General features: G+C 41.2%; 16 protein-coding genes and 4 tRNA genes. All 20 read right to left on the reverse strand.

The genetic code is table 11. The features are described from left to right. Positions 1-4: 4 nt before the first annotated feature. The 20 genes from IOC57_RS10730 to IOC57_RS10825 all read right to left on the reverse strand — a co-directional run bounded on the left by IOC57_RS10730 (position 5) and on the right by IOC57_RS10825 (position 17,790). Positions 5-802: a two-component system regulatory protein YycI gene (locus tag IOC57_RS10730; protein WP_207438715.1), complete on the reverse strand. Its 798-nt coding sequence runs from the start codon at positions 800-802 to the stop codon at positions 5-7. After that, positions 789-2,126: a YycH family regulatory protein gene (locus IOC57_RS10735; protein ID WP_207438716.1), complete on the reverse strand. Its 1,338-nt coding sequence runs from the start codon at positions 2,124-2,126 to the stop codon at positions 789-791. The genes IOC57_RS10730 and IOC57_RS10735 overlap by 14 nt, the downstream gene beginning before the upstream one ends. Further along, positions 2,123-3,955, reverse strand: a complete 1,833-nt coding sequence (walK, locus tag IOC57_RS10740; RefSeq protein ID WP_207438717.1) for a cell wall metabolism sensor histidine kinase WalK — start codon at positions 3,953-3,955, stop codon at positions 2,123-2,125. Before walK ends, IOC57_RS10735 begins: the two co-directional genes overlap by 4 nt. A 5-nt stretch (positions 3,956-3,960) precedes the next feature. Next, a complete protein-coding gene (gene yycF / locus IOC57_RS10745; protein WP_034316131.1) occupies positions 3,961-4,668 on the reverse strand; it encodes a response regulator YycF in 708 nt (235 codons plus the stop codon). 279 nt (positions 4,669-4,947) lie between these two features. Beyond that, positions 4,948-6,354 (reverse strand): peptidoglycan DD-metalloendopeptidase family protein, encoded by a 1,407-nt coding sequence (locus tag IOC57_RS10750; protein ID WP_207438718.1) that lies wholly within the window; start codon positions 6,352-6,354, stop codon positions 4,948-4,950. Positions 6,355-6,761: 407 nt separating this feature from the next. Further along, positions 6,762-6,834, reverse strand: a tRNA-Phe gene (locus tag IOC57_RS10755). Between the two features lie 26 nt (positions 6,835-6,860). Further along, positions 6,861-6,936 (reverse strand) — tRNA-Asp (locus IOC57_RS10760). A 23-nt stretch (positions 6,937-6,959) separates the two neighbouring features. Next, a tRNA-Glu gene (locus IOC57_RS10765) sits at positions 6,960-7,031 on the reverse strand. Between the two features lie 8 nt (positions 7,032-7,039). Further along, positions 7,040-7,115: transfer RNA gene (locus IOC57_RS10770), tRNA-Lys, on the reverse strand. Between the two features lie 268 nt (positions 7,116-7,383). After that, entirely contained in the window at positions 7,384-8,676 is a 1,293-nt protein-coding gene (locus tag IOC57_RS10775; RefSeq protein ID WP_076368493.1) for an adenylosuccinate synthase, read from the reverse strand. Between the two features lie 288 nt (positions 8,677-8,964). Continuing rightward, positions 8,965-10,329, reverse strand: a complete 1,365-nt coding sequence (gene dnaB, locus IOC57_RS10780; RefSeq protein WP_207438719.1) for a replicative DNA helicase — start codon at positions 10,327-10,329, stop codon at positions 8,965-8,967. 140 nt (positions 10,330-10,469) lie between these two features. Then, entirely contained in the window at positions 10,470-10,919 is a 450-nt protein-coding gene (gene rplI, locus IOC57_RS10785; protein WP_207438720.1) for a 50S ribosomal protein L9, read from the reverse strand. Next, positions 10,916-12,886, reverse strand: coding sequence for a DHH family phosphoesterase (locus IOC57_RS10790; protein ID WP_207438721.1), 1,971 nt, complete (start codon positions 12,884-12,886; stop codon positions 10,916-10,918). The genes rplI and IOC57_RS10790 overlap by 4 nt, the downstream gene beginning before the upstream one ends. A gap of 41 nt (positions 12,887-12,927) precedes the next feature. Next, complete coding sequence (locus IOC57_RS10795) at positions 12,928-13,875, reverse strand: YybS family protein (protein ID WP_207438722.1); 948 nt, start codon at positions 13,873-13,875, stop codon at positions 12,928-12,930. A 232-nt stretch (positions 13,876-14,107) separates the two neighbouring features. Continuing rightward, positions 14,108-14,347, reverse strand: coding sequence for a 30S ribosomal protein S18 (gene rpsR / locus IOC57_RS10800; RefSeq protein WP_034316147.1), 240 nt, complete (start codon positions 14,345-14,347; stop codon positions 14,108-14,110). Positions 14,348-14,394: 47 nt separating this feature from the next. Beyond that, on the reverse strand, positions 14,395-14,922 hold the full coding sequence (gene ssb, locus IOC57_RS10805; protein ID WP_034316149.1) for a single-stranded DNA-binding protein: 528 nt from the start codon (positions 14,920-14,922) through the stop codon (positions 14,395-14,397). A gap of 69 nt (positions 14,923-14,991) precedes the next feature. Then, the gene (rpsF, locus tag IOC57_RS10810; RefSeq protein WP_034316153.1) at positions 14,992-15,276 is read right to left on the reverse strand and encodes a 30S ribosomal protein S6; all 285 of its coding nucleotides are present in this window, start codon (positions 15,274-15,276) and stop codon (positions 14,992-14,994) included. A 192-nt stretch (positions 15,277-15,468) separates the two neighbouring features. Then, positions 15,469-16,569: a redox-regulated ATPase YchF gene (ychF, locus tag IOC57_RS10815; RefSeq protein WP_098370319.1), complete on the reverse strand. Its 1,101-nt coding sequence runs from the start codon at positions 16,567-16,569 to the stop codon at positions 15,469-15,471. 166 nt (positions 16,570-16,735) lie between these two features. Beyond that, positions 16,736-16,933 (reverse strand): DUF951 domain-containing protein, encoded by a 198-nt coding sequence (locus IOC57_RS10820; protein ID WP_034316158.1) that lies wholly within the window; start codon positions 16,931-16,933, stop codon positions 16,736-16,738. 20 nt (positions 16,934-16,953) lie between these two features. Further along, a complete protein-coding gene (locus tag IOC57_RS10825; protein WP_207438723.1) occupies positions 16,954-17,790 on the reverse strand; it encodes a mechanosensitive ion channel family protein in 837 nt (278 codons plus the stop codon). Positions 17,791-17,981: the final 191 nt, after the last annotated feature.

Here is a 17,981-nt window from a genome sequence, read left to right on the forward strand (position 1 = left end):
ATACTCACTCCAGTATTTTTTCTTCTGTATTCAATTCAATGACCTCTCCATCAAAAGCGTTCACGAAGAGATCCGTTTCGTCATCAATGACCACCCACCATGTTGGAACAAGTAAATGTGACACAGATGTAGTCTGCAGCGAATTGTAAAAACCCAATTTTACATTCGTGACTTTGCTTTTGGGATCAATATCACCATTATCATACAATGCTCTAATAGCAGTTAAAGCGGATACCAATTCTTTAGGGTTATTGAATTTTTCGATCCCCTCTAAATACATCTGTTCATAGGAAACGATTTCACCATTCCTGTTCAGATATAAAGTGACCTTCCCTTTACTATTATTAAAAAACATCTTTTTATCTGCCACTTGATAGCAGATGATGGTCTGGCTAATTTCATCATAGCTCCAAAAATGATACTCATTTCCCTTTAATATATACTCCTTCAGGAATATATCAAGATCTGCAGCATGGATTTCTGATTTCATGCCAACTGGTGTTTTAAATGTACCCACAAGCTTATTATCATCGATGATTTTTGCTTTTTGATTTTTCAGGTACTGTATATCTTTCTTCTCGAAAGTCTTGCTTTGGGCAATCAGGAATTGATCCTTCAACTTTTGTTTCGGAAGTGGGGTTTCTATTGAAATCTCATCTTCTCTCAACAGTTCTTCCGTTGAGGACTCCGTAAAACTTTCATATTGGGAGTCATTAATCTTTTCCAGGAATTGATAAAGGAGAAAAATATTCAAAATGAAGAAAACCATGATGAAAATCGACTTTGTATTATTCCAATCCACTTTGATCGCCCCCCGAATCTTCTTCAAAAGGCACAATAAACCATTTATCACCGATACGATAATACCAAGTGGGCTCGAGTGTAACTAGAGTTACAAGTTTGGAATCCAGAGATTTATTCAGTTTATAGCCAATCGAGATATCCTCCACGCTTTTGAAATCAATATTATCTTTCGATTTTAGCTGATTCAATACTTCTCTACCACTTTGTAAAGTCTTTACCGATTCTTCTGAGGGTAGGACTGAGTCAAGTGAAAAGTATGGACGGTCATAGCTATAAATTTCTTCTTTCCCCCAAATTTGCTCGATTTCTGTCATTCCAGATTCATTGAAGGCCGGATAACCATTTACGAATAAGCGAAATACCACTCGCTGTTCATTCTCCGACATATAGGCAAAGCGGTAATTGTTATTTTCCCAACCTGCATGATCATTGATGAAATCAATGCTTTTTTGCAAAAGGTCACTGGAACTGCCAAATAACTTGCTCTTTTGTGCCGGATTGATATAGGAAATTAAGTAATTCTCTTTATTGACCGTCATAAGTCTAGTCCCATCCGTGTATTCCTCACCGACCGAAACGGATTCCTGGCGTACGAACTTCGGAAAATTAAATAACGCATTTTTCAAGTTTCCAATATCCAAATAGTCAATATAATATTCAAGTCTGTTGATCTCCACTGGGTTTTCCGGGACGAACAGCGTCCTTTTGCTGTTGATGGTTTCGGCCGTGTATTCAGGGTGTTCATCGTAAGAACCCGTATAAAATGAATCCATGAAATTCCGTAGTTTTTTAGAGTCAACCATACCTTGATAAACCTTCTCTTGATCGTAGGAAACAAAATAAACGGCAGATTCATTACCGACGATATCCTTTTGTTTAATGATGATTCGATCAAATGAAAATCCAGGCACTTCCTTATCCCTTATATTCAATACCGTTTTATAAAGGGCGATGGGAATATCATCAGAAAATTCGATTTCAATCGATCCATCTTCATGGACAAAATCGTCAAATTTCCTTTGCAGCCTTTTTACGGACACTTCTTCTATACCGCTGAAACGCCATTGCGAAAATTCTTTTTCCATTTCACTTATTTCTACCAAATTGGAAGTCTGGAAATGTTGCCCATTGCCATGGAAAAGGATACTGACTGGTTTAATGACATCACTGACAATCTGAACATCGCTTTTAATCTTTATAAATTCCGAAGATTGCTCAAATGGATCATATTCAGGCTCGTACGTCCAGATGCTCCATGTCAAAAAAATGCTTGTCCCAACCAAAACAATCAGTATGATACTTTTTGCACGTTCAAAATTCATGACCAATCATCCTCTTCTTCCTGTTCGTAAGGAAGTGTAAAGAACACGGTAGTTCCTTTTCCATCCACACTTTCCGCCCATATTTTCCCGCCATGCGCCACGACCATCTCTTTTGCAATCGCTAAACCAAGCCCTGTCCCGCCTAAGTTACGGGCCCTTGCTTTATCCACGCGGTAGAAGCGATCGAATATTTTATCAATGACGTTTTTCGGGATACCCACTCCTTGATCTGTGATGCTCACAATGATAAAGCCATCAGATGCCCTGACGCGGAAAGTCACTTGACCCCCTTCAGGTGAGTACTTTAATGAGTTGGAGATTACATTATAGAGAACCTGGGTAATTTTATCTTCATCAATATCCACAAAATAAGCTTCCTTCGGCAAATCACGCTTAAACGTGATGTCATCATTTTTCGTCATTTCAAAACGATCGATGATATGGTCATAGAACTTATTGAAATTCACCCAGCCTGTTTTAAGCCTGTAATCTTTACTGTCCATTTTCGAAAGTTGCAACAGATCATTAACAAGCCTGATCATTCGCTCCGTTTCATTTTGGGTCACACTTAAAAAGGATGGAGCGATTTCCTCGTCCTTCCATGCACCTTCAGCCAATGCCTCCAGGTAACTTCTCATCGTCGTTAGCGGAGTCCGCAGTTCATGTGATACATTGGCCACAAATTCCCTGCGTTCACTCTCGATTTTTTCCTGTTCTGTTATATCATGCAAAACAGTAATCAAACCATTAACGAATCCCGTTTCCTTTTGAATGACCGAAAAGTTCCCCCTCAAAATGAAAGGCCGATTTTTTTTGCTGTAATCCAGGATTACAGACTCTCGCTCTTCCAGTAAATCCTCAAATTTATATTCTTCTTCAAGACCCAAAACCTCAATGATCGGTTGGTTCATGACGGTTTCACGCGAGACATTCAATAATTGTGCTGCCGGTTCATTAATCAAGTTCACCCGACCGCGCCTATCCGTTGAAATCACGCCATCCGTCATATTGGCAAGCACAGATGATAGCTTACGCCGCTCTCCTTCTGTACTTGATTGCGACTCTTGAAGCTTTTTGGTCAAATTATTGAAAGTGACGGCAAGCTGGCCAATTTCATCATCTCCATATACCCTAACTTTTCTGGAGAAATTCCCTTTTGCCATCACCAGGGCCTGCTTTCTCATGTCAGACATAGGTCTAGTGATCGTTCGTGCGAGCAGGATCCCCAAGATGGCCGTAATGACTAAGGCGATGGCCGTACCCGTCATGAAGATGCTATTGATTTCATCCATCTGTTCAAAGACATTTTCCATCTCAGCTATTACATAGACGGCGCCAATGACCTCCCCATTGGCTTCAATGGGTGTCGAAAGGACCCAGAGCCGCCTGCCTGTTTTCTGATCCCGAAATACATCATTATCTTCTTTTCCATAAATGAGCGTATTCTTAATAAGGACCTCTGTTGTCTTCTTCCCTACAATATCCTGGTTACTTGGGGCTGAAGTTCCGATCACACGTCTGCTCCGGGTGTCGATGACACGTACTTCCGAAATATCATTCGATGAATTATCCCGGTCTTTCAATATCGTATCAATCGCTTCTTCGAGGGTTGGATCTTCCTCTCCCCTCTCTTTTTCCATTTCTTCACCAATACTGTAAGTCAGCAGGTTCACGTGACCTTTTATTGATTTCGTAAAGTTCCCGACAAGATTTTCTTCCAATTCCCCAACAAAATATACCCCGATTATTTGCATCGCTACGAAAATGAGCAATACATAAATCAGAACAAATTTAAAATGAATTGAGCGAAAAAAACCAACCTTTTTCATAGAAACTACTCCTGTTCAGGGTTACGCAGGTAATAACCGACCCCTCTTCTAGTTACAATCCAGCCAGGATGGCTTGGATTGTCTTCAATCTTCTCACGAAGACGTCTGACCGTTACATCGACCGTCCGTACATCACCAAAATAATCATAGCCCCACACGGTTTGCAATAAGTGCTCCCTAGTCATGACCTGACCAATGTGCTTCGCTAAGTAATGAAGCAACTCAAATTCGCGATGCGTCAATTCAATCGTATCGCCCCGCTTGGAGACCACATAGGCATCCGGATGGATAGTGAGCGTTCCTATCGTAATCTCCTTCGGTTCATTTTCTTGGTCGGGAACCGGTACAGCCTGCTGACGTCTTAAGTTCGCCTTAACGCGGGCAATTATTTCCCGGGTACTAAATGGCTTTGTCACATAGTCGTCTGCACCAAGCTCCAGTCCTAAGACCTTATCTATCTCTGAATCTTTTGCCGTTAACATGATGATCGGCGTTTCATACTTCTTCCTTACCTCTCTGCAAACTTCCATCCCATCGCGCTGCGGTAGCATGATATCAAGTAAAATCAAATCAGGCTGCCGTTCTTCTACCATTTTGAGGGCTTCATTGCCATCATAAGCACAAAAAACTTCATAGCCTTCTTTTTTTAGATTGAATTGTAATATATCAGCAATTGGCTTTTCGTCATCCACTACCAGTATCTTTTTATCCATATACTTATCTCCTTTTTAATAACTGAACTGAATCTATTAAAAACCATGTCCTTATCCGGGACCTTATTCACTTTTCCTTCTGCTTGCACCAAGCTGGCAACCTAATTCAGCAAAGGTATATATATATACCCAATAAAAGGGGCTGAACACCGGAATGAAAGCAAAATGCCTCTATTCTACTTTATCATCTTATAGGCATTAAATCACCTTTTTCCTATTATTCTCATCTATATATGAAGCAGAAGAAGTCTTCGAATATTTTTCGAAGACTTCCAGCGATTACTGACTTATATAGTTTAGCGGATTTACGAGTGACCCGTTTTTATATATCTCAAAATGAAGGTGGACACCAGTTGAGTTCCCTGTTGAACCCATCATGCCAATTTTCATGCCTTTTTCAACCTTTTGTCCTGCTTTTACATCTATCGAATCCAAATGGGCATAGACTGTCTCATACCCATTATGATGATTGATCGTGATCTTATTTCCGTATCCCCCGGAGTTTCCGGCAGTTTCGATTATCCCATGATCTGCTGCGGTTATGGTCCTGGTGGCTGGCCGGGCAATATCAATACCTTTATGGAGTTTCCCCCAGCGCTGGCCCTGCTTACTGGAAATATAGCCCCCATCTGCAGGCCATGAATATGTACCGCTGCCCTGTGAAGGAATGACCTTCGTGCCTTTTCTAATGATTTCTGTTTTGGCTTTTTCCGTGACTTCTTTTTTTACGATCGTTTCACTGATTTTCTTTCCGTTTGTTTCAGATACATTATAGGTGAACGCAAGAATCCCCTCATTCCCTATTTGTTCAGTAATGAGTTCGCCCTTAGGAAGTTCGTCATCCTCCTTAACTTTCTTTTCAAAAGGAATCCTCTCTTCCTTAAACACTTCTCTTTCTACCATTACGTTCACATAAGGGGTACGCTGGGTCACATAGAGACGCTCGCCCTCTTTAACATCTTTGTTCTCATCCTGTCCCGGGTTTAGCTCCAGCAGGTGATCCAGGTCCATATCATGCCTAGTGGCAATGGCTTCAAGTTCCTCATCTTCCTTTGCCTCATAGATCGTCATTTCTTCCTTTCCTTCTTCTATCATGGAAAGGGTTTTATCGACGCTCTTGATTTCGTTTGGGTATACCGTTGTCTTTTTATACGTAACGGGAAGTGAAAATTGGATGTCCAGAATTCTATTTCCTGGCTCTTTTATCGAATCCGCATCTTTTTTACCTGATTCGTATTCAGCGTATTCCTCTTCATTTACATATAATAAAGTGATTTTCTCCAGAACGTCCTTGGCATCATCCTTTGACGCAAGATAAGCGACCGCCTGATTATCTATGTCGATTTCATATGCCTCTGCTTTCACATTCAACTGATCTTGAATTCCCTTAACAGTCTCATTCTCGTTTACCTCTTCATCGAATACCTCTTCAGGTACAAACGTCAGCTGTGACTCCCTATCGAATGCAAAACCAGGATAATCTTCCTGTGCTTCTTCTACCTTATCGGCTACGATCTTTTCGATATCCGTTTCATCCGTCACACTTCCGACGAACTCATCGTTAAGATAAACATGCTGTATGGTTGTAGTATCCGATAGACCAGCAGCAGTTGCCCGATTTCCTGCAAGCACTAAAATGACGGAAACCATCAACAGGATGATCCCCTTACCTTTCGAATTAAACATATATTGTCCTCCTTAACGGCTCAGTCACCAATTAAGAAACTAATCAAATTTATTCTGAGTTTTATTAGTCCGATTTAAATATCCACATGCTTATGACTGATTTCTATAATGATTTTTATCACTCATAACTCTACCATATTAAGAAAAAAAACAAGAAACAGACTTCATAATGTAATAGAACTGTATAAATGGTGACAACAAGTACCAATAAATACGGTAATGGGAAAATTTAATAAACTGCGGAAAAAGGAGTGGAACTAAGCCCAGTAGGGCTAAAAGCGAGTCATATCCCGAATTGGTTGAAATTGTATGTTACAAATCGTTAACAATCTATTAACAAGATTTCATTCAAATACATCGGAGGCAAAACAAAAAAACGCCCTAAAGGAAAGGCGTTTTTAAAAGGATGGCTCAGGACGGAATCGAACCGCCGACACAAGGATTTTCAGTCCTTTGCTCTACCGACTGAGCTACTGAGCCAAATATTCTATTTTCAAAAAATAAAATGGCGGTCCCGACGGGAATCGAACCCGCGATCTCCTGCGTGACAGGCAGGCATGTTAACCGCTACACCACGGGACCAGTAAATCATTTATATAAAGAAGTGACCCATACGGGATTCGAACCCGTGTTACCGCCGTGAAAGGGCGGTGTCTTAACCGCTTGACCAATGGGCCGGAAAAAATGGTGAGCCATGAAGGATTCGAACCTTCGACCCTCTGATTAAAAGTCAGATGCTCTACCAACTGAGCTAATGGCTCGTTCTAATGAAATGTTTCTTTGCAGGATGTGAACTTCACATCTTCAAGCAACTTGTTAATGACTTGTTCTATTGTGACGACGCTTTTGATAATATCATGGTAAACATAGTTTAGGCAATAGTTTTTTGAAATAAAAAAAATTTTTTATCTTTTTTATTTTCCCTACTGTTTCAATCCATTCATTCGGAGGCCTCCCGAACTTGAAATCAAATGCATGGATCTTAATAAAGAAGAGCCGGCAAAAAATAGCCAGCTCCTTTTTCATGAATTACGCTAGACGCCAAGGGCTTCTCACGACATTCGTTTGGTTACGGTCAGGACCGACAGAGAAAGTGGTCAAAGGAATGCCTACCAATTGAGATACACGCTCTACATAGTGGCGAGCGTTCTCTGGAAGCTCATCCAATGATTTGCAACCTGTGATGTCTTCTGACCAGCCTGGGAGCTCTTCATAGACTGGCTTACATTCGCCAATCGCTTTCAAAGTCGCTGGAACCTCATGGATGATCTCGCCTTTGTAATCATAAGCCACACAAATTTTGACCGTATCAAGACCTGATAATACGTCAATCGAGTTCAATGATAAATCGGTAATCCCGCTGACACGGCGAGCATGGCGGACGACAACAGCATCAAACCAGCCTACACGGCGTGGTCTGCCGGTAGTTGTACCATATTCACGGCCAATTTCCCGGATTTGGTTGCCGACTTCATCATGTAATTCTGTTGGGAAAGGACCATCGCCCACACGGCTTGTATATGCTTTACATACTCCAACCACATGGTTGATTTTCGTAGGACCTACACCAGAACCGATTGTAACTCCACCTGCAACTGGATTAGATGAAGTGACGAATGGGTATGTTCCTTGATCGATATCAAGCATAACACCTTGTGCACCTTCGAATAATACCCGTTTTCCTTCATCAAGTGCATCATTCAATACAACGGATGTATCACAAACATATTTCTGCACTTGTTGTCCGTACTCGTAGTATTCTTCCAGGATATCTTCGATTTTAAAACCTTCCGTTTCATAGAAACGTTCGAACATACGGTTTTTTTCGACAAGATTTTGAGACAATTTTTCCTCGAAAATTTCACGGTCCAATAGGTCTGCCATGCGGATTCCGTTACGGGCAGCTTTGTCCATATATGCAGGGCCGATTCCCTTTTTAGTCGTTCCAATTTTGTTGGCGCCTTTACGGTCTTCTTCGACTTCATCCAATTTGATATGGTAAGGAAGAATGACATGTGCACGGTTCGAGATACGAAGATTATCCGTACTCACTCCGTGGCTATGTAAATAAGCAAGCTCCTCTACAAGAGCTTTTGGATCAACCACCATACCATTTCCAATGACACAAATCTTATCACTATAAAAAATCCCTGACGGAATTAAATGCAGTTTATAGGTAACGCCGTTAAATTTTATTGTATGCCCCGCATTATTCCCACCTTGGTAACGAGCGATGGCTTCCGCATTCTGGGATAGAAAATCTGTTATTTTACCTTTACCTTCGTCTCCCCATTGTGTACCGACTACTACAACTGATGACATCTGAATAAAGCACCTCCAAAGGTTCACGTAATACCGATCATTAACCGGTTCTTATCAAACAAACCTATTTTATCAATAATCCAAACTGGAAGTCAATACAAAATCCGAACAATACACATTTCAATAAATTCTTCGTTCGTAAATATAAGAAAGATCTTTCCGGTTTTACATTGGGTTATGGATTGTCAACCATTATTGTACCCTTCGTTTTCCTTTTCTATTATCACAAGGCCCATCTTTTTCCCAAAACAAAGAAAGCCCGCCATTGCATGAATGGCAGGCAGCTCCCTATGCGCCTGGAGACATCGAATCATCATCGAAGCGACGTTCAAGGTTAACGAATTTATTGTATTCTTTTACGAATGCAAGCGAAACCGTGCCTACTGGACCATTACGCTGTTTCGCTATAATGATTTCGATGATATTTTTATTCTCGGATTCTTTATCATAATAATCATCACGGTATAAGAATGCGACGATATCAGCATCTTGCTCGATACTCCCGGATTCCCGGATATCAGACATCATCGGGCGCTTATCTTGACGCTGTTCCACTCCCCGCGATAGCTGGGAAAGGGCGATGACGGGCACTTGAAGTTCACGAGCGAGCGCTTTGAGTGAACGTGAAATCTCGGATACCTCTTGCTGACGATTGTCGCCTGAACGGCCATCGCCTTGAATCAACTGCAGGTAATCGATCAATATCATGCCTAGTCCATGTTCCTGCTTCAAACGACGGCATTTTGAACGGATTTCACCAATCCTCACACCTGGCGTATCATCGATATAAATGCCTGCATTCGACAAGCTTCCCATCGCCATCGTCAGTTTACGCCAATCCTCGTCAGTCAAGGAACCTGTCCGTAAATTCTGAGCGTTGATATTTCCTTCCGCACAGAGCATACGCATAACGAGCTGCTCTGCACCCATTTCAAGACTGAAAATCGCTACATTCTCCTCCGTTTTGGTCGCAACGTTTTGAGCGATATTCAATGCAAAAGCGGTTTTACCAACAGAAGGACGGGCGCCCACTATGATGAGGTCATTACGTTGGAACCCTGCTGTCATTCGATCCAGTTCAGCGAATCCTGTCGGTATTCCCGTGACATCCCCTTTACGGGTAGTCAAAACTTCTATGTTATCGTACGTCCGCACCAATACATCCTTGATATTTTGAAAAGCCCCGGAATTCTTACGCTGAGCCACTTCCATGATCGTTTTTTCTGCTTCCCCGAGCAGCTCCTCGACCTCGTCCTCGCGACTGTAGCCTTCCTGAGCGATGTTGGTTGCTGTCCTGATTAAACGACGAAGCAATGACTTCTCCTCGACGATGCGGGCATAATATTCAATATTGGCCGCGGTAGGTACCGATCCAGCCAATTCACTTAAATAAGAAACTCCGCCAACTTCTTCAAGGTTTTTTGTCGCAGCCAGTTCCTCTGTCACCGTGATCAAATCGACAGCTTTTCCTTCATCATTCAATTTAAGCATCACATTAAAGATTTTTTGATGAGAGCTTCTGTAAAAATCCTCTGGAATCAAAACTTCCGATGTAACGGTCAATGAAGAGGGCTCAAGAAAAATGGCTCCTAGTACAGCTTGTTCGGCTTCTATATTTTGAGGGGGAATCCTATCCTGAAATTGTTCTATCATATCTTAAAACCTCCCATTCTAAGAGGATACCTTTTATATGTTTCTAGTGAAAAAGAAAAAAGTGAAAGGACAACATGCCCAATCACATTTTTCGTCTATCTCTATTTTATCAATTTTTCACAGATATGAAACAACTAAAATTAGTTAATTTCTTTCACATGCACAGTCAGTGTCGCTGTGACTTCAGGATGAAGCTTGACTGGAAGCTTTGTATGCCCTAAAGAACGAATTCCGTCAGCAAGCTCCATTTTGCGCTTATCAACCTTGATACCATGTTTTTTCTGAAGCTCTGATGCAATTTGTTTAGTCGTGATGGAACCGAATAAACGCCCGCCCTCACCGGCTTTGGCAGATAGTTCAACCGTTAATTTCTCCAGTTGAACTTTTAATTCTTCAGCATGCTGCAACTCTTCTGCTGCAAGTGATTCCTCTTTATTTTTCTGAGCTTCCAATGTTTTTACATTTGTATTATTTGCTTCAACGGCCAATCCTTGCTTAATCAGGAAATTATGTGCATAACCATCTGCGACATTTTTAACTTCCCCTTTTTTTCCTTTACCTTTAACGTCTTTAAGAAATATTACTTTCATTCTTTTTGTCCCCCTTCTAAATATTCATCAATAGCTGCTTTTAATCGACTTTCGGCTTCATCAATGGAGCATACCTGTTGAGTGGCTGCATTTGTTAGATGTCCGCCTCCATTCAACATTTCCATGATCACCTGTACATTGATATCACCAAGAGAACGCGCACTTATGCCAACTGTATCATCAGAGCGCTTAGCCATTACAAAGGAAGCGACAACGCCATCCATGGTCAATAGGGTGTCCGCTGCCTGAGCAATGAGCACCTGATTATGAACCTGATCGTTTTTTGCCGCGGCAATGGCGATTCCCTTTTTATAAAAGATGACTTCTTCAATGAGCTTCGAACGTTTGATATAGGTATCCACGTCTTCTTTTAAGAATTTCTGGACAAGTACCGTATCGGCTCCATGCGCCCTTAGATAAGAGGCTGCATCGAAAGTACGTGAGCCCGTTCTTAAGGTGAAGCTTTTCGTATCGACGATGATACCCGCAAGAAGCGCCGTAGACTCCAGCATATCAATCTTTGAGCGTTTCGGCTGATATTCAAGCAGTTCGGTTACAAGTTCTGCTGTTGAAGATGCATATGGCTCCATATAGACGAGCAATGAGTTCTTGATGAACTCCTCGCCCCGGCGATGATGGTCAATGACCACAACCTTATCGATCCTATTCAATAATCGTTCTTCAATTACCATGGAAGGTTTATGTGTATCGACCACAACCAGCAAGGTCTCATCCGTAATCATTTCAAAAGCATCATCAGGTGTTATGAACCGGGCATACAGCTCTTCTTTATTTTTGATCTCTTCCATTAAGCGAAGGACACTGCTATCGAGCTGCTGCGTGTTAATGACAATATAGCCTTCACGTTCATTCATTTGGGCAACTTTCAAGATGCCGATCGCTGAACCGATTGCGTCCATATCCGGGTTTTTATGGCCCATGACAATGACTTTATCGCTATCAAGGACTATATCCTTCAATGCATGGGAAATCACACGGGCACGGACCCTCGTGCGTTTTTCCATCGGATTGGTTTTGCCGCCATAGAATTTCACTTTTCCATTCGCTTGCTTGATGGCTACCTGGTCACCGCCCCGCCCTAAAGCGAGATCCAAGCTGGACTGTGCAAGCGTGCCTAGTTCCGGTAAGGATGACACGGCCGAGCCGACCCCAATGCTCAAGGTCAATGGTACATTTTGCTTGGCCGTCGTTTCCCTGATTTCATCCAAAATCGAGAATTTACCCTTCTCAAGCTGCTGAAGGATATGCTCATTAAAGACGGCGATGAATCGTTCCGAGGAAACCCGTTTAAAGAAAACGCCATTATCCCTTGCCCATTTATCAAGAAGCGAGGTAACCAAGCTATTAATGCTGCTTTTACGCTGATCATCCATGCCCTGTGTCAAATCATCATAGTTATCAAGAAGAATGATCGCAATTGCCGTTCGCTCATCTTCATATAATTTCTCAATTTCCACTTGCTCCGTCACATCAAAAAAGTAAAGAAGCCTTTCCTCACGCTTATGGACCACCTTGAATTTCCGGTCATGGAGGGTAAGCGTCTCTGTCTCGATCTCTTGCTTGATTAACGGTACTATCGAGTCCGCAACATCGTATAGCGATCTTCCTGCCAAGGAGTCTTCACTAAAACAAGATGCCAGAAATGGATTGGTCCATTCAATGTAATAATCCTCATTAAACAGCATGATCCCAATCGGCATTTCCAATAATGCTTCCTCGCCTACCTTCTTTAAACGGTAGGATAAAGTCGTAATATACTCTTCTGTCTTTCGTTGCTTTTTTTCTACCATTCTTAATGTTAAATAAAATAAACCAGCAAGAATCAATAGTCCAACAAGTGCAATAACCCAATTATAATAAGCCAGTACGCCCAAAAGTAAAACGACCGCGGCCAGCACCCCATACAAGGGGGACTTAATCGAGTATTCTTTCAAATAAGATGGCATAGTTTCAGCTCCTAAAAGCATCTGTTTTACAAAAAAGTCTTCTATTCCTTTTTCTTGATTTTCTCCCTAAAAGGAAAGCCTAAATCTATTATACCTAAAAATCGGACGGCCGTCGTAATAATCGGAATTGGCAGAAGCAAAGAAAAAACCACGATTAAAACAGGTATGGCCTTAGCCCATGACTTAACATGAGCGATATAGAATATCAACGAATATCCTTGTAATAAAATGAAGAACTGCAGTATGAAAAAAAGGTTCGTTATGGCCATATATACAAAACTGTTCTTGTCCGTATTCACAAAAAGAGCAAGAAGCATTGTAATTAAATAATACCATAAAAGGCTTTTCGGGAGTCGCAGATCTCGAAAATGGGGCCATTTTAACGCCTTATCACTGAATCTCTTCACAATGGGGTGCGCAGCAAAGAAAATCAATAAAACCATGATGACTGACATTAAGACGAACAAACTTGGCATCAGCGTGTTCATCATATCGATTGATTCATACATCCGTTTTTGGACTTGTTCCGTCGGAGCCTGTCCAAACGAATCCATGATGCCGATTGTATTTTCGAGGGAACCCTCAGCCATATTCATCGATTCTTCAATGTAATTAACATCCGTTAACAATACGGAAGCTGCATATATTAATAAAATGCCTCCCAGGAAGACAAGGACTGCACTTATGAACATAGGTGCCATCGGTTTGTCCTTTTTCAAAAAATAGCCGATCGCAATTCCCGTTGCCCCCATGAGCAGGGTCAGCGGAACAGATAATATCGTCCCGATGAGGATCGACAATAACGAAGCTACAAATAGGTAACCAAGGCTCCACGATAACTTTTGCTTGATTGTGACCAGCATGAAAGGAATGGGTAAAAAGAAAGTAGTGAAGATACCCAATAGTGGGACTTGGATGGTAATGAACAATAAAATGCAATATAGTGCCAGAAGGGCTCCTCCCTCGGCAATACGTTTCCCGCTATTCATCCTTTTTCACCCCCTGTTATTTTTAATGTCTTTTATCCATCTTTATATTGTATCCGTTACGGCCAGGATATTTCAAACATCACATTCTTTTTTAGGATATGATTATTTTTTTAAGGAAACCGCCGGAAAACTTCCTTTTGAAAATAAAAAAACCGCAATTAGCGGTTTTCATGCACAAGGGACAAATTATAAAAAAGGCACATTAAGGATCGCTCCTCAATGTGCCAATTTATTATTCACCAGATACGTATGGTAGTAATGCCATAGTACGTGAGCGTTTGATAGCAATCGTTAATTTACGTTGATATTTAGCGCTTGTGCCAGTTACACGACGTGGTAAAATTTTACCGCGTTCTGAGACGAATTTTTTAAGAAGATCTACATCTTTGTAATCAATTTTAGTGATTCCGTTAGATGTGAAATAACAAACCTTTTTACGCTTACCGCGTCCTTTACGTCCACCCATTGCCATAATAAATTTCCCTCCCTGCATTTTTAATTTTCATTTTAAACCGCTGTTTAAAACGGAAGATCGTCATCTGAAATGTCGATTGTTTTACCGTCATTTGCAAATGGATCATCATCTACACGAGTGTAGTTGTTATTGCTACGTTGATTCTGATTAGGATTTTGTCCATACGAATTATTGTCATTTCCGTTGTTATTGCCATAACTTCTTTGACCCCCACCGTAAGAACCGCCTTCATTTCTTTCACCCGCTGAACTGCTTCGTGGTTCAAGGAATTGAACGCTCTCAGCCAGAATCTCCGTCACATATACGCGTTTGCCGTCTTGTCCTTCATAATTACGTGTTTGGACACGTCCATCCACGCCAGCTAAACTGCCCTTTTTCAAGAAGTTAGCTACATTTTCTGCCGGTTTACGCCAAACTACACAGTTAATGAAATCCGCTTCACGTTCACCCTGCTGATTCGTAAAACTACGGTTCACAGCTAAAGTAAAGGTAGCTACGGGAACTCCATTAGGTGTATATCGTAATTCAGGATCTTTAGTTAAGCGTCCTACCAAAACTACGCGATTCATCATCAGAATCAACCCCTAGGTTTCAAGCTTGTTCCATGTGAAACAAGATTAGAATTTATATTAAATATCGAATTATACTTCTTCTCTAGTAGCCATGTGGCGAATAATGTCTTCACTGATTTTAGCAAGGCGATCGAATTCTTGAATCGCAGCACTTTCAGCGTTAACTTTAAGAAGCATGTAGTAACCATCACGGAAATCATTGATTTCGTATGCAAGACGGCGTTTACCCCATTCTTTTGCTTCTACTTCCGCACCATTATCAGAAAGGATTGTGTTGAAACGTTCAACTAAAGCTTTTTTAGCTTCTTCCTCAATGTTTGGACGGATGATATACATAATTTCGTATTTTCTCATCACTGTCACCTCCTTTTGGTCTAAGCGGCCCAATTGGGCAAGGAGCAATTATTTATAATTACTCACAAGATAAAATTATAGCATAGTTAAAGATGCTTTGCAACGAACTGATCGACTTATTACAATTAATTGTAATCTAATGATTTAAGTCTCAAAAAAAGACCCTACATGGAATGGTAGAGTCTTTGAATCTTACACGTTAAAACGGAAATGGATAACATCGCCATCGTTAACGATGTATTCTTTTCCTTCCAAACGGACTTTACCCGCTTCTTTTGCAGCACCATGGCTGCCCGCTTCAAGTAAATCGGTATAAGAAACCGTTTCGGCACGGATGAAACCACGTTCGAAGTCCGTGTGAATGACGCCGGCACATTGAGGGGCTTTCATTCCCTTGCGGAATGTCCAAGCACGCACTTCCTGTACACCAGCTGTAAAGTATGTTGCCAATCCAAGCAGATTATAGGAAGCACGGATCAACTGATCAAGACCTGACTCCTCGATGCCAAGCTCAGATAGGAACATTTCCTTTTCTTCACCTTCAAGCTCTGCAATTTCCTCTTCGATTTTGGCACAAATCACGATGACTTGAGCATTTTCCTTTGCAGCATATTCACGAACTTGCTGTACATATTCATTATCATCAGCGTTCGCCACTTCATCTTCGCTCACGTTCGCCACGTAAAGCGTCGGCTTCGCTGTAAGTAAATGCATGCCCTTCACGATTTTTTGCTGCTCTTCAGTAAACTCGACGGACCGTGCTGGCTTTTCATCTTCCAATGCTTCTTTTAGAGCCACAAGGATTTCATGTTCTGCGACAGCGGCTTTATCTTTTTGCTTGGCCATTTTTCCGACACGGTCAATGCGTTTGACGACAGATTCCAAATCGGCAAGGATCAATTCAAGGTTGATGACTTCGATATCATCGATTGGATTTACTTTGCCGGAAACATGCGTGATGTTATCGTCTGCAAAACAACGGACGACCTGACATATCGCATCGACTTGACGGATATGGGAAAGGAATTTATTACCCAACCCTTCTCCTTTACTTGCTCCTTTTACAATCCCAGCGATATCTGTGAACTCAAAAGCTGTCGGAACCGTCTTTTTCGGTTTTACCAATTCAGTCAATTTTTGAAGACGGTGATCTGGCACTTCCACGATCCCGACGTTTGGGTCGATCGTACAGAAAGGATAGTTGGCAGATTCCGCACCTGCCTGAGTAATTGCATTAAATAAAGTGGATTTACCTACGTTAGGCAAACCGACTATACCAGCTGTTAAAGCCATTTATATTTCCACTCCTTCAAGATGATTCGTACATATGGGAAAAGAACGGATCTTCCATCAAGACCATCCAATTACCTAAACCTTTCCCAATTATAGATTTCGCTTCCTAAAAAGACAAGTAAATCATTGAGATGACAGGATTACTTTCACTCCAAAAAAAGCATGATCACTCCTCATGCTTTTGCAGAACTTTTTTCATTTTCTTCGCGAATTCACGTCGGGGCAGCATCACGCTATGACCGCACCCTTCACATTTTATCCGGATATCCATACCAAGCCTTATTATTCTCCACTTATTGACTCCACAGGGATGTGGTTTCTTCATTTCCACAATATCCTTAAGTGCAAATTCCTTTTCTTCCATAACCATGAGCCCCCTAACTCCTATGACTCGCTGCCATTGTATGTAGATTTAATCCCACTTGAATCAAGCGCAGCACTAATTTCATTTCTTAATATCCTGCTGATTTCGATGTGATGCATCGGCTTTGTTTCCGCTTTAATCCGAAAGACGACTTCTTCAGGACTGATTCTTTCAATCCCCAAAAATTCAGGTGCTTTGACCAAGGCTTCGTATTTACCTTCCATGCTGTTTAAAAGATCAATCAGCACCTTCTCAGCACGCTCGACAGATCCATCGTTAGGTATGGTCACATCTACCACAGGCATACTGTTTAAAATGGAATAATTCGTAACCTGGATGATGCTACCGTTGGGTATGAAGTGCAATTCCCCTGTACCACTTTTAATTTTCGTAGTACGAAGCCCGATTTCAATGACTTCCCCTTCAAAATTATTTATTTTAATATAATCCCCAACCGAGAAATGATCTTCAAAAATAACGAAGAACCCTGTAATTATATCCTTGACCAAACTTTGGGCACCAAACCCAATGGCCAAACCGAGAACACCAGCACCGGCGAGTAATGGCATTACTTCTAGCCCAAAAATCTCCAGAATCATCATCAAGGCAATGAAATTGATGACATAGGTAATGATATTTTCCAGCAATTTAATGAGAGTTGCTTCCCTGCGTTCCGATACCCGAATGGGACTTCTTAAACGTGCTTTGAAAAATTTATTCAGAATAGTCTTTCCTATTGAAATAATGATACGCGATAATAACAGAACAAGGAAGATTTTAATAATGCCCTCGCCCATCAGCAACCATATCTTTTCGTCCAATATCTCTTTTGTAACGTTATCATAAATGCGATCCATATTTTCCCCCTGCCAACTGCAAATAACTGCAAAACTTTTATATCTTCCATATGTTTTTTCCCATATGGACCTATACCTCTACCCTTCCATGTATGGAGATAACCACGAATTAGAGAGATTTTCTCTATTTTATCAATAAATAATGGTTTCTGTACAAAAAAATTATGGGTATATAGGTAAAAGAATTAGAA

Source organism: Bacillus sp. SD075 (assembly GCF_017355165.1).
Classification (GTDB): domain Bacteria; phylum Bacillota; class Bacilli; order Bacillales; family DSM-1321; genus Peribacillus.

Coding starts and splice junctions, on each gene's coding strand:
- walK (WP_207438717.1), bottom strand. CDS start 3,955: ATGAAAAAGGTTGGTTTTTTTCGCTCAATTCATTTTAAATTTGTTCTG.
- ychF (WP_098370319.1), bottom strand. CDS start 16,569: ATGGCTTTAACAGCTGGTATAGTCGGTTTGCCTAACGTAGGTAAATCC.
- rplI (WP_207438720.1), bottom strand. CDS start 10,919: ATGAAAGTAATATTTCTTAAAGACGTTAAAGGTAAAGGAAAAAAAGGG.
- IOC57_RS10750 (WP_207438718.1), bottom strand. CDS start 6,354: ATGTTTAATTCGAAAGGTAAGGGGATCATCCTGTTGATGGTTTCCGTC.
- ssb (WP_034316149.1), bottom strand. CDS start 14,922: ATGATGAATCGCGTAGTTTTGGTAGGACGCTTAACTAAAGATCCTGAA.
- IOC57_RS10775 (WP_076368493.1), bottom strand. CDS start 8,676: ATGTCATCAGTTGTAGTAGTCGGTACACAATGGGGAGACGAAGGTAAA.
- yycF (WP_034316131.1), bottom strand. CDS start 4,668: ATGGATAAAAAGATACTGGTAGTGGATGACGAAAAGCCAATTGCTGAT.
- IOC57_RS10825 (WP_207438723.1), bottom strand. CDS start 17,790: ATGGATCGCATTTATGATAACGTTACAAAAGAGATATTGGACGAAAAG.
- dnaB (WP_207438719.1), bottom strand. CDS start 10,329: ATGATAGAACAATTTCAGGATAGGATTCCCCCTCAAAATATAGAAGCC.
- IOC57_RS10790 (WP_207438721.1), bottom strand. CDS start 12,886: ATGCCATCTTATTTGAAAGAATACTCGATTAAGTCCCCCTTGTATGGG.
- IOC57_RS10795 (WP_207438722.1), bottom strand. CDS start 13,875: ATGAATAGCGGGAAACGTATTGCCGAGGGAGGAGCCCTTCTGGCACTA.
- IOC57_RS10820 (WP_034316158.1), bottom strand. CDS start 16,933: ATGGAAGAAAAGGAATTTGCACTTAAGGATATTGTGGAAATGAAGAAA.
- rpsF (WP_034316153.1), bottom strand. CDS start 15,276: ATGAGAAAATACGAAATTATGTATATCATCCGTCCAAACATTGAGGAA.
- IOC57_RS10735 (WP_207438716.1), bottom strand. CDS start 2,126: ATGAATTTTGAACGTGCAAAAAGTATCATACTGATTGTTTTGGTTGGG.
- rpsR (WP_034316147.1), bottom strand. CDS start 14,347: ATGGCAATGGGTGGACGTAAAGGACGCGGTAAGCGTAAAAAGGTTTGT.